The 12,376-nt window shown below is 68.6% G+C and carries 8 protein-coding genes and 1 tRNA gene; 5 read left to right on the forward strand and 4 right to left on the reverse strand.

All coding sequences use genetic code 11. The annotated features are described in order from the left end of the window. The first annotated feature begins 150 nt into the window (after window positions 1–150). Window positions 151–774 (forward strand): outer membrane protein, encoded by a 624-nt coding sequence (locus tag H3309_RS13800; RefSeq protein ID WP_182295274.1) that lies wholly within the window; start codon window positions 151–153, stop codon window positions 772–774. A gap of 56 nt (window positions 775–830) precedes the next feature. Here H3309_RS13800 and H3309_RS13805 read toward each other — a convergent pair whose 3' ends face one another. Further along, on the reverse strand, window positions 831–3,581 hold the full coding sequence (locus H3309_RS13805) for a [protein-PII] uridylyltransferase (RefSeq protein WP_182295276.1): 2,751 nt from the start codon (window positions 3,579–3,581) through the stop codon (window positions 831–833). An 84-nt stretch (window positions 3,582–3,665) separates the two neighbouring features. Between H3309_RS13805 and H3309_RS13810 the strand changes: the two genes are divergently transcribed. Both H3309_RS13810 and H3309_RS13815 read left to right on the forward strand, forming a co-directional pair. Continuing rightward, window positions 3,666–5,777 (forward strand): molybdopterin-containing oxidoreductase family protein, encoded by a 2,112-nt coding sequence (locus H3309_RS13810; protein ID WP_182295278.1) that lies wholly within the window; start codon window positions 3,666–3,668, stop codon window positions 5,775–5,777. A gap of 34 nt (window positions 5,778–5,811) precedes the next feature. Next, window positions 5,812–5,885, forward strand: a tRNA-Gly gene (locus H3309_RS13815). A gap of 88 nt (window positions 5,886–5,973) precedes the next feature. On the opposite strand, the gene H3309_RS13820 is transcribed toward H3309_RS13815, so the two are convergent. From H3309_RS13820 to H3309_RS13830, 3 genes are all read right to left on the reverse strand, one after another. Further along, window positions 5,974–7,035 carry a glycoside hydrolase family 5 protein gene (locus H3309_RS13820; protein ID WP_182295280.1) on the reverse strand — a complete coding sequence of 354 codons (1,062 nt, stop codon included), beginning with the start codon at window positions 7,033–7,035 and terminating at the stop codon, window positions 5,974–5,976. Then, window positions 7,032–7,916: a phytanoyl-CoA dioxygenase family protein gene (locus H3309_RS13825; protein ID WP_182295282.1), complete on the reverse strand. Its 885-nt coding sequence runs from the start codon at window positions 7,914–7,916 to the stop codon at window positions 7,032–7,034. The genes H3309_RS13820 and H3309_RS13825 overlap by 4 nt, the downstream gene beginning before the upstream one ends. Window positions 7,917–8,047: 131 nt before the next feature. Next, window positions 8,048–9,697: an electron transfer flavoprotein-ubiquinone oxidoreductase gene (locus H3309_RS13830; RefSeq protein ID WP_182295284.1), complete on the reverse strand. Its 1,650-nt coding sequence runs from the start codon at window positions 9,695–9,697 to the stop codon at window positions 8,048–8,050. A 116-nt stretch (window positions 9,698–9,813) separates the two neighbouring features. On the opposite strand from H3309_RS13830, the gene H3309_RS13835 reads away from it, so the two are divergent. Further along, window positions 9,814–10,527 (forward strand): uracil-DNA glycosylase, encoded by a 714-nt coding sequence (locus tag H3309_RS13835; protein ID WP_182295286.1) that lies wholly within the window; start codon window positions 9,814–9,816, stop codon window positions 10,525–10,527. Continuing rightward, a complete protein-coding gene (locus H3309_RS13840) occupies window positions 10,524–12,365 on the forward strand; it encodes a lytic transglycosylase domain-containing protein (protein ID WP_182295288.1) in 1,842 nt (613 codons plus the stop codon). Before H3309_RS13835 ends, H3309_RS13840 begins: the two co-directional genes overlap by 4 nt. Window positions 12,366–12,376 lie beyond the last annotated feature (11 nt).

The raw sequence follows: 12,376 nt of genomic DNA on the forward strand, positions 1-12,376 counted from the left end.
TCATGTATTGCTGTTAATGATATTTAATCTTGGGAATCTCATGAACCGATCTTAACATCATTGTTCATTTTCAATTCACGGCGGATTGTTAGTCAGCACCCTCTCCGGATTGGCCGGGGTTATCGTGATTGCTGCGAAAGGCATTTCTTCATGCGCAAATTCTCTTCGCTGGCCCTGCTGGGTCTGGCGGTGTCAGCTCCCGCCTTTGCGGCCGAACCGTTCAACGGGCCCTATGTCGGCGCGACGCTCGGCTGGCAGCAGGACCGGTTGAACCTGTCGGTGACCGATGGCGGTGTCACCCAAAGCGCGTCGGCGACCGCCGACGGGTTGGGGTTCGGTGGCAGCCTGGGCTATGACTTCAAGCTGGACGACAGCATCGTGCTGGGTCTGGAGGCCAGCATCGGCGGCACGACCGGCAAGCTGACCGACGGCGCGGCACCCGGCGTGTCGATCAAGGCCGGACGGACGCTGGGCGTCACCGGTCGCCTGGGCTTCCTCGCTGCGCCCGAGACGCTGGTCTATGCCAAGGGCGGTTATGTCAACGGCCGGTTCAGTTTCCGCGACAGCGGCGACAATGTTTCCACCAACAAGGACGGCTGGACGCTGGGCGCGGGCGTCGAGCAGTCGCTGACGCCGAACATCTCGGCACGGCTGGAATATGCCTACAGCAAGTTCGGCCGCTTCGGCGAGAGCGGCGCCGACATCGGCCTCGACCAAATCAGCGCGCGTTTCACGCGCAACGAGATCAAGGCGGGCGTCAATTTCCGCTTCTGATCGACGGCGCATGACATGAGGGGCGGCGGCGGGCTCATCCCGCCGCCGCCTTTTTTTCAGGCCGCCAGCTCGGCGGATTGTGGCGCGCCGGGGGCGGTGGCGACTTCGGCCAGGCGGCGTTCCAGCGTCTTGATGCGGGCGGGTGAGGTGATCTTGTCGCCGGTCAGGTCGGTCAGGTAGAAGACGTCCACCGCGCGCTCGCCATAGGTGGCGATGTGGGCGCTGTGGATGGTGACGCGGGCGCCATAAAGCGCGTAGGTCAGCGCGTAGAGCAGGGCCGGCCGGTCGAGCGCGTTGACCTCGACAACGGTAAAGCGGTTCGAGGCCTTGTTGTCCACCAGCACCTGCGGCGCGAGGCGGAATGCCTCCTGCCGGCGGCGGGCGAGCGGTTTCGCGGTCAGCCGGTCGGCGAGGCGCACCTTGCCGGCGAGCGCATCGGCGATGGCGCTTTCCATGCGTTTCAGGCGCGCGGGCTCGTCGAACGGGCCGCCGAGCGGGTCCTGGATGACCAGATTGTCGAGCGCCATGCCATCGCGGGTGGTGTGGATGCGGGCATCGACGATGTTGGCGCCGCCGAGCGAGATGCCGCCGGCGATGCGGTAGAAGATGCCGGGATGGTCGGGGGCATAGACGGTGACCAGCGTGGCGCCGGCGGTCGCATCCGGCGTGCAGCGAACGTTGAGCGCGCTCTGGTCGAGGTCGGCCTGCGCCACCAGCGCCATGTTGGCGGCGAGCACGTCGGGGGATTCCGACAGCCAGTAGCTGTCGGGGAAGCGGCCGGCATAGGCGGCGAAGCTCTCGTCCTTCCAGCCCATCACGCTTTGCAGCCGCGCCTTCTTGTCGGCGATGCGCTCGTTGCGGCCGGTCTGCTTGTGGCCCAGGCGCAGCACTTCCTCGGCACTGTTATAGAGCGTGGTGAGCAGCGCCGCCTTCCAGCCGTTCCAGATGCCGGGGCCGACGGCGCGGATGTCCACTACCGTCAGGATCAGCAGCAGGCGCAGCCGTTCCGGGCTGGCGACCGCTTCGGCGAAATCGATGATGGTCTTGAAGTCCGACAGGTCGCGCTTGAAGGCGGTGGCGCTCATCAGCAGGTGATAGCGCACCAGCCAGGCGACGGTTTCGGTCTCCGCCGGCGACAGGCCCAGGCGCGGGCAGAGGCGTTCGGCGACCTCCGCCCCCAGGATGCTGTGGTCGCCGCCGCGGCCCTTGGCGATGTCGTGCAACAGCACCGCGACATAGAGCACGCGGCGGCTGACGATCTGGTTGATGATGGCGGTGGAGAGCGGATGGTCCTGCCGCAGCTCCCCCTTCTCGATGCGGTTCAAGAGACCGATGGCGTGGATGGTATGCTCGTCCACGGTATAATGGTGGTACATGTCATACTGCATCTTGGCGACGACGCGACCGAAGTCCGGCACGAAGCGGCCGAACACGCCGGCCTCGCCCATCCAGCGCAGCACCCGTTCGGGCGTGCGGGGCGAGGTGAGGATGTCGAGGAAGAGCGCGTTGGCGCGCGGGTTGCGGCGGATCCCCTCGCCGATCAGGCCGGCGTCGCGGTTGGCGGCGCGCATGGTCATCGGGTGCACCTCCAGCCCGTGCAGGTCGGCGAGCTGGAAGAGTTCGATGAGGCGCACCGGGTCCTCGGCGAAGAAATCGTCGCGCGGGATTTCGATGCGGCCGCGGTTGAGACGGAAGCCGTTGAGGCGCGACGGGCGGCGGGCGAGCGAGGGCAGCCAGGCGCTGCGGCTGAAGCGTTCCTCGAGATGCGCGATGAACAGTCCGGTCAGGTCGCCGACGGTCTTCGCCGTCAGGAAATAGTGGCGCATGAAACGTTCGACCGGGGCGACGCCGGGGCGGGCACGATAGCCCATGCGCTCGGCGAGGTCGCGCTGCACGTCGAAGGTCAGGCGCTCCTCGGCGCGGCCGACCAGGTCGTGCAGGTTGATGCGCACCGCCCACAGGTGGTTCTGCGCGCGGTTGAACTGGCGCAGCTCCGCCGGCGTGAACAGGCCCTTGTCGGCGAGTTCCTCGGGCGTGCGGGCCTGGAGCGCGAACTTGCCGATCCAGAACAGGGTCTGGAGGTCGCGCAGGCCGCCCTTCCCTTCCTTGAGGTTGGGTTCGACGACGTAGCGGCTGTCTCCCAGCTTGCGGTGGCGCTCGTCGCGCTCCGCCATCTTGGCGGCGATGAAGGCGCGCGCCTCGCCGCTGACGATTTCGCGCTGGAAGCGCAGGCTGGCCTCGTCATAAAGCGGCTGGTCGCCCCAGACATAGCGGGCCTCGAGCAGCGCGGTGCGGACGGAGAGATCGGCTTTCGCCATGCGCAGCATCTCGTCGATGGTGCGGGTGCTGTGCCCGACCTTCAGCCCCAGGTCCCACAGCATGTAGAGGATGGATTCGACCACCTGTTCCACCCAGGGCGTGGAGCGCAGCGGGGTGAGGAACATGATGTCGACGTCGCTGAAGGGCGCCATCTCGCCCCGGCCGTAACCGCCAACGGCGACCAGGCTGAGGCGTTCCGCCGTGCTGGGGTTCTTGGCGGGGTAGAGGTGCGTGAGGGCGACATCATGCGCCAGGCGCAGCAGCTGGTCGGTCAGGAAGCAATGCGCGGCGGCGAGTTCGAGGCCGCGGCCGGGATGGGCGGCGATGCGGCGTTTCAGTTCGGCGCGGGCGGCGGTGAGCGCGGCCTTGAGCAGGCGGGAGGCGGTGCCGCGCCGCGCGTCCGGCGCGCAGTCGGCCAGCGCCGCGTCGATGCTCTCCGCCACGGCGCGGCGGTCGATGATGGCGCGGCGGTTGGGGATCTCGCTCATCGCCCGGCTATAGCGCCGCCCGGGGGAAAGTGACAGTCGCACGGATGGCCATGGTGCGTAAGATGCGCACCGGGGAGAGTGACCATGACCGAGCACCGGACCTTCTGCCGATTCTGCCACGCCAACTGCGCCATGATCGCGACCGTGGAGGAGGGCCGCGTGACGGCGGTGCGCGGCGACCCCGACGATGCCATGTATGGCGGCTATACCTGCATCAAGGGGCGGCAGCTGGCGGACGCGCACAACCACCCCACGCGGCTGACGATGCACCAGCAGCGGCAGGCGGACGGCAGCTTCGTGGGCGTGGACAGCGAGACGGCGCTGTCCGACATCGCCGCGCGGCTGCGGGCCATCGTCGACGCGCATGGGCCGCACAGCGTCGCCTTCTACTGCGGCACCTACGCCTTCCAGAACTCCGCCGGGGTGGGGGCGGCGCACGCGCTGGCGACGGGGATCGGCACGCGCAACTTCTATACCTCGGTGACGCTCGACCAGCCGGCGAAGGTCTATACCGTGGGCCGGCTGGGGACTTGGGGCGGCGGGGTGCACAGTTTCAGCGATGCCGACGCCTGCATCTTCGTCGGCAACAATCCGCTGGTCAGCCATTATGCGCCGCCGGGCGGCGTGCCGCCGTTCAGCCCCAGCCGGCGGTTGCGGGACAGGCTGGATGCCGGGTTGAAGCTGGTGGTGATCGACCCGCGGCGGACGGAGGTGGCGCGGCTGGCGCACATCCACCTGCAGCCGAAACCCGGCGAGGATGCGGCGATCCTGGCAGCGATCGTGCAGGTGATGATCGCCGAGCGGCTGATCGACGAGGCCTTCTGCCAGCGGCACGTCGGCAATCTGGACGCGCTGCGGGAGGCGGTGGCGCCGTTCACGCCCAAGGTGGCAGCGGCGCGGGCCGGGGTGGCGGCGGGCGATATCGTGGCGGCGGCGCGGCTGTTCGGCGGGGCGAAGCGCGGCGCGATCAGCACGGGCACGGGGCCGGAAATGGCGGGCCAGGGCAATCTGGTGGCCTGGCTGGTGGCGGCGATCAATATCATCGGCGGGCGGTTCTACCGGGAGGGCGAGACGAGCGCGGTGCCGCGGGTGTTCACGCCGGGACAGGGGCCGCGCCGTGCGCAGGTGGAGCCGCCGGTGCGGCCATGGGGCGAGGGCTATCCGGCAAGCCGCTTCCGCGGCCTGACGCAGCTGGGTTTCGAGATGCCGTGCAACGTGCTGGCGGACGAGATGCTGGTGCCGGGCGAGGGGCAGGTGCGCGCGCTGATCAACATCGGCGGCAACCCGGTGGTGGCCTTTCCCAACCCCGAGAAGATGGTGCGGGCGCTGGCGGGGCTGGAGCTGCTGGTGAGCGTGGACATCCGCATGAGCCAGACGGCGCGGCGCAGCGACTATGTGCTGGCGCCGAGCATGTGCCTGGAACGGGAGGACATCACCAACCTCTCCGAATGGTGGTTCGAGACGCCCTATGCGCGCTATGCCCGGGCGCTGGTGCCGCCGCCGGGCGAGGTGCTGGACGAATATGAGATGCTGTGGGAGCTGGCAAAGCGGATGGGCGTGCCGATGCCGCTGGCGGGCGGGCCCTGCCCGATGGACGCGCGGCCGACGAAGGCCGAATTCCTGGACCTGATGAGCGCGGGGTGCCGGGTGGCGCCGAGTGTGGTGCGGGCGGATACGGCGGATGGCGCGGCGATCACCTATCCCGATCAGGCCGCGGTGGTGGAGCCGGGAGCGGACAATGGGGTGCGGTTCGATCTGGTGCCCGATGACCTGGGCGAACTGCTGGCTGCGACGTTGAGGGCGCCGACGGCCGACTATCCGTTCCGCATGACCAGCCGGCGGTCGGCGCATGTGTTCAACTCGTCGGGCCATCAATATGCCGCGCTGGCGAAGCGGGGGACGGCGAATTTCGCCTGGATGCACCCCGAGGACATGGCGGCGCTGGGGCTGGCGGACGAGGCGGCGGTGACGATCGCGTCGAAGGCGGGGGCGCTGCCGGGGCTGGTGAAGGCCGACGCCGACATGCGGCGCGGCGTGATCAGCATGAGCCATGCCTTCGGCGATGTCGGGCGCGATGCGCACGTGGCGGCGATCGGCAGCACGACGGGGCGGCTGGTGGACGAGACGGTGGATTATGACCCCATCACCGGCCAGAGCCTGCAATCGGCGATCCCCGTGCGGGTGGTGGCGGCTTGAACCGTTGCGCCGGGCATGCCAAAGGAGCGTTGTCGCGGGTGTAGCTCAATGGCAGAGCAGAAGCTTCCCAAGCTTACGACGAGGGTTCGATTCCCTTCACCCGCTCCACTTCGCTTTGCTTCGGTCGCTTGCGGCCCCGCTCCACCTCACAACGCCGCCGGGACCGCCGCATCGGACCGCCACTTGTGGCATTCGGCTATGGCCGGCGCAGTGTGGCTTTCAGGAAGGCGGCTTCATCGTCGCGGTAGGGTGCGCCGTTGGCGTGCAGGATGTCGTGGAACCAGGGGTCGGGTTCCGGGCCTCCCGCCGGGTCGCTCCAGGCATACTTGGTCTGTGACCTGCCGTCCACCAGGCCCCAGTTCCAGCAGCCGACCCGTTCGCGGTGGAACAGCGGCAGATGCGTTTCGAACAGGCAGTTTTCCCGCCGGTTGAGATATTCGGTGCACCACAGCGGTCGGCCGAAGGCTTTCAGCCTGGCCAGCTCGGCCTCCAGCGTTTCAACCGGCTTGTAGTTGTGGAAGCTGATGATGTCGGAAAGACCGTGCAGCGTCGCATTCAGGCCCTCGTCCTCATGCCAGGAGCCGGCGGTGAGCGGCTGCGACGGGTCGACAGTGCGCACCCAGCCGAAAGCCGCGTGCAGCAGCGCGATGGCCGCGTCGCTCTGGGCAGGGCGATCGCGCATCAGTTCGGCCATGGCGAGCTTGCGCTCCGCCCGGGGCAGCGCCATCGCCGGCATGTAGATGTTGGTACATTCGTTATAGACATCCCAGCCGATGATGCGGCGGTCATCGGCGAAGCGGCGCACCACCGCGGTGACATAGGCTTCCAGCACCGGCCAGCGGCCGCGGTCGAGCAGCGTGTCGCGCCCCGGCGACCGCGCCCAGCCCGAATTGTGGACACCCGGCACCGGGTCGGGCTGCCGGCCGGCCCTCGGCTCGTGCCAGCAATCGTCGAACAACACCACCAGCGCCGCGATGCCGTGGCGGTCGGCGATGTGCAGGAAGGCGTCGAGGCGGCCGAGGAAGCCTTCGGCGTCCTCCGTCCACAACAGGTCGTGGAGATAGACGCGCACGGCGTTGAAGCCGAGTGCTGCCGCCCAGCCCAGCTCGCGGTCGATGGTCATGGCATCGAAGCTGTCGGCGGCGAACATCTCGATCTGGTTGATCGCCGTCGAAGGCAGGAAATTGCAGCCGACATACCAGGGGCGCGCCGCGGCCCAGGCGTTGGCGCGCGCGGCGGACCAGCGTGCGTGGCTCACGCGGCGGTCTTCGACAGGCCGTTTTGATAGGGCGTCATGTCCATGCCGGGATAGCGCGCCGCGACATCGCGGATGGTCTGTTCGTCCCAATAGGGATCGCCGATCTTGGGAAAGCCGAACAGCTCGCGCTGCGCCGGCGTCATCGGTGCCAGCGCCATGCTCCACAACCGCGAATTGGCGCGGTCGGGCCACGCCATTTTCCCCGTCCACGGCCGCCCGCGCGGCTGGAAATCGGTGAGCAGCACGAAGCGCGCGCGGTTGCTGCCGGTCATCGCCGAGCCGCGGTGGAGCACGTCGGTGCGATAGATGAACAGGCTGCCGGCAGGCCCCGTGATCGCGACCTCCTCGTCGGCATGGGCGCCCATCGGCACGAACCAGGGGGTCAGCGGCACGTCGCGCGTGCGATCGAGCGGCACCACCTTGGTGGGCCCATCCGCCTCGGTCACGTCGGACAGCAGCAGGAAGGTGGTTACCTGCATGAAATCATCATCGGCCCTGGGCACGACCAGCGAATGGTTGCTGTAGTCGCGGTGGTGCGCCTGGTCATAATTCACCGCGCCCGAATATTTCGCCCACAGCTCGATCTTGTAGAGGTGGAGATCGTCCGTCGCGCACAGCCGCCGCGCCGCGTCGACCAGATCGGGATGAACCGAGAGATGGTTGAGGGCGTTCGATGGATAGGGGAAGAGTTTCAGCCCGGAAAATTGTGTGGCCACCAGCGCCGCATGGCGTTCGGGGTCGGCGAAATAGGCCTCGGGCGACGGGAACATCTGAAACAATGCCTGCCATGCGGCGGCGAGCAGATCGGGTTCGAGGAAGTTCTCGACGACGGTGAACCCGCGGGTGCGGACCTCGTCCAGATGGGCATCGCTGACGTGCATGGGTCCTCCGCCATGACCAGGGCGTTCACTGTCCCGTCAATTATCTTATTATTGCGATGGCGGGACGGGCAATGCAAGGGATGATGTCACCACAACATGCGCGGGTGGGGCCCGGGCGGCGCGGGCCGCCCCTACATGTTCGGATAGCCCGGCCCGCCGCCGCCTTCGGGCGTTACCCAGTTGATGTTCTGCGTCGGGTCCTTGATGTCGCAGGTCTTGCAGTGCACGCAGTTCTGCGCGTTGATCTGCATCCGCGGGCCATCGGCTTCCTGGACGATTTCATACACGCCCGCCGGACAGTATCGCTGCGCCGGCTCGTCATAGAGCGGCAGGTTGATGCGCACCGGCACGCTCGGGTCCTTCAGCACCAGGTGAACCGGCTGGTCCTCCTCATGGTTGGTGTTGCTCAGGAACACGCTCGACAATTTGTCGAAGGTCAGCACGCCGTCGGGCTTGGGATAGGCAATGGGGTGGGCATGTTCCTTGCGCAGCAGGCTTTCATTGTCCTTGTGGTGGCCCAGGGTGAAGGGCATGCGGATGCCGAAGCTCTCCAGCCACATCGTCACGCCCGCGGCCATCGTGCCCGCCACATTGCCCAGCTTCTCGACGAGCGGCAGCGTGTTGCGCACCATGCGCAGCTCCTTCTCCACCCAGCTGTTGTCATAGGCCGCCTGATAGGCCGCCAGTTCATCGCCCTGCCGCTGGCCGGCGACCGCATCGACCACCGCGTCCGCCGCCATCATGCCGCTCTTCATCGCGGTGTGCGTGCCCTTGATCCGCGGCACGTTGACGAAGCCGGCGCTGCACCCCACCAGCGCGCCGCCGGGAAAGGCCAGTTTCGGCACCGATTGCCAGCCGCCGTCGGAAATCGCCCGCGCGCCATAGCTGACGCGCCGGCCGCCCTTCAGGATCTTCGCCACCTTGGGATGGGTCTTGTAGCGCTGCATCTCGTCGAACGGGCTGAGATAGGGGTTGCGATAGTTCAGCCAGACCACGAACCCGATGGAGATCTGGTTGTTGGCCTGGTGATAGATCCAGCCGCCGCCGTTCGCATCGGAGAGCGGCCAGCCCTGCGTGTGGATCACCCGGCCGGGGACATGGTTTTCCGCCGGCACATCCCACAATTCCTTGATGCCGATGCCATAGACCTGCGGCTCCTTGCCCTCGCGGAGCTTGAATCGCTCGATCAGCTGCTTCGAGCAGCTGCCGCGCGCGCCCTCGGCGAACAGCGTGTATTTGGCATGCAGTTCCAGCCCTGGCTGGTAGCTCGGCTTGCGGCTGCCGTCCCTGGCGATGCCCATGTCGCCGGTCGCCACGCCTTTCACCCGGCCGTCGTCGTGATAGAGCACTTCGGCCGCCGCGAAGCCCGGGAAAATCTCCACCCCCAGCGCCTCGGCCTGCCCGGCCAGCCAGCGGCAGAGGTTGCCGAGAGACCCGGTATAGGTGCCCTTGTTGTGCATGAAGCCGGGCGTCAGCAGGTGCGGGAAATCCCACTTGCCCTTCTCGCTCAGGATCCAGTGCTGGTTGTCGATCACCGGCACCTCAGCCAGCGGGCAATCCATCGTCCGCCAGTCCGGCAGCAGCTCGTCCAGCGCCTTCGGATCGATGACCGCGCCGGACAGGATGTGCGCGCCGATCTCGGCGCCCTTCTCCAGCACGCACACCGACAGCTCCAGGCCCTTTTCCGCCGCCGCCTGCTTCGCCCGGATCGCCGCCGACAGGCCCGCCGGCCCGCCGCCCACGATCACCAGGTCATAGGGCATTGCTTCGCGTTCGCTCATGATCGTCCCAATCAAATCCTCGTCTGCTGCGTCTTATCGCAGCAGAACCTCGCTTGACCAGATGCGCATGGTCGCACGCCTTGACCCCCCGCCACCCCGCTTTCATGACAGCGCCAATGTCGGGAGGGGTCTCTTCACACGCGAACGACCGCGCCGCGCTCGCTTTCTGGCTGGAAAGCGGGGTGGACATGCTTGTCGATCCACTGCCCCGCCGCTGGCTGGCGCCGGTCGTCAAAGCCTCGCCGCAACCGTGCGCCGAACCCGCGCCGCCACCGCCAGCGCTGGCATCGTCCAAGGCGTGGGACCGCTTCACCACCCTTGCCGACCTGACCGCTGCCGTCGGCACCATCCCCTTCGCCGATGGCAACCCCGCCGCCGGCGTGATGGTGCTGGGGGATGGCCCCAGCGCCGAGGACCTGCGCACGGGGCGCCCCTTCAGCGGCCCTGCCGGCGAACTGCTGGACCGCATGCTGGCCGCCATCGGGCTGGATCGTGGTGGCGCCTACATCGCCCTGCTCTGCCCGCGGCGCAGCATCCCGACCGCGCCGGGGCCGGAGGATATCGCCCGCGACCTGCCGCTGACGCGCGCCCACATCCGCCTTGCCGCGCCGCGTGTGCTGCTGCTGCTTGGCCAGTCCCCCAGCGGCGCGCTGTTCGGCGAACGCGGCCCGATCAGCAGCCTGCGCGGCCAATGGCGCGACCTGGACATCGAGGGGCACCGTGTCGCGGCGCTGGCCAGCTTCAACCCCGGCTATCTGCTGCGCAACCCGCTTGCCAAGCGCGAGGCCTGGGCCGACCTGCGCGCGCTGGGCGCCAGGATCGCCGCATGATCCGCGCGCTCCTTCTCTCCCTTCTGCTGGCCACCGCCGCCGACGCGGCGCCGCGCGCCATGCTGCTCAGCGCCGCGGAAAGTGCCACCCGTCTTGGCGTGGACGACAGCGTCACGGGCGTGCCCGGCCTGCCGCTGCGCGCCGCCGAGCGGAAGGTGCCGGCCCAGCTGACGCCGGCGCAGCGCTTCCAGTATCGCCGCCTCTTCCTTGATATCGATGCCGGCCGTTTCAGCGCGGCCCGCGCGGCGCTGGCTGCCATGCCGCAAGGTCCGCTGCATGCCGCGGCGCAGGCGCAGATCCTGCTGGGCCTGGGCGCGGGTGCCGGCCAGACCGCCCTCATCGACTGGTTGAACGCCAACCCCGCCGCGCCGCAGGCGTCCGCCATTGCCGCGCTTGCCCGTCGTGCCGGTGCCGCCGAGCTGCCGGCGCTCGCCAGCCGCCGACAGCTCGTGCCGGTCCGGCTGACGCCCTCGCTTGGCCCGCGCAGTGCCAGGGGCGACCTGCCGGGCGACGCCACCTTCGCCGCCAGCGCGCGCGCGCTGCTGGCGGCCGACCGCATCGCCGAGCTCGAAACCGCGCTCGAAGCGCATGCCGGCACGCTCAGCAGCGGTGTCGCCGCCGAATGGGCACAGCGTGCCGCCTGGGACCGCTACCTCGACGGCGATGATGCCGCCGCCATGCGCCTGGGCGACCGCGCCGCCGCCGGCACCGGCGATTGGGCCGTCATGGGCAACTGGGTCGCCGGCCTCGCCGCCTTCCGCCAGAATGATTGCGAGGGCTCTGCACGCCGCTTCGACGCCATCGGCCGTCAGTTCGCCTCCGCCGACATGGCGTCCGCCGCCGCCTATTGGGCCGCCCGCAGCCATTTGCGCTGCGGTCGCCCCGACCAGTCCGCCGCCCGCCTTGCCATCGCCGCGCGCGACACCACCGGCTTCTACGGCCTGCTCGCCACCCGCGCGCTGGGCATCGAACCGCGGCTGGATTGGCGCGAACCCGATTTCATCAATGCCGACTGGAACCATCTTTCCGACCTGCCCGGCGCGCGGCGCGCCGCCGCGCTGGTGGAGATCGGCCAGCTCGGCCTTGCCGACCGCGAGCTGCGCCAGCTCGCGATGATCAGTCCGCCCGCCACCTATGAGCCGCTGCTGCGCCTTGCCGCCCGCCTCGACCTGCCCGCCACCCAATATTGGCTGGCGCAGAACCCGCCGCCGGGGCAGATGGCGCCGCTCAGCGCCCGGCTCCCCGCGCCGGACTGGCGGCCCTTCGGCGGCTGGCGCGTGGACCGCAACCTGGTGTTCGCCCATGCGCTTCAGGAATCGGGCTTCATCATGTCGGCGACCAGCCGCACCGGTGCCCGCGGCGCGCTGCAACTGATGCCCGGCACCGCGCGGGACATGGCGCGCGCCGCCGAGATGCAGCATGACGAGACCATGCTGACCGACCCGTCCTTCAACGTCGAATATGGCCAGCGCTTCCTGGAACTGTTGCGCGACACGCCCCAGACACAGGGCCTGCTGCCCAAGGCGATCGCCGCCTACAACGCCGGGCATGGCAATGTCGGCAAATGGAATCAGGGTGGCGTGCGCGACAATGGCGACGTGCTGCTGTTCATCGAGAGCATCCCGTTCCGCGAGACGCGCCACTATGTCGAGGTTGTGTTCCGCAACTACTGGCTCTACTCGATCCGCGCCACCGGCAAGGCGCCGAGCCTGGACGCCATCGCCGCCAACCTGTGGCCGACCTTCCCCGGCCGACCGGGCCCCGCCGCCGTCGCCACGCCGCCGGTGGTGGTCAACGCGTTGTCGCTAACCACCACCGTCGCATCCGCCACCCCTTGACATCAATCACT

The organism is Sandaracinobacteroides saxicola, from assembly GCF_014117445.1.
Lineage (GTDB): Bacteria > Pseudomonadota > Alphaproteobacteria > Sphingomonadales > Sphingomonadaceae > Sandaracinobacteroides_A > Sandaracinobacteroides_A saxicola.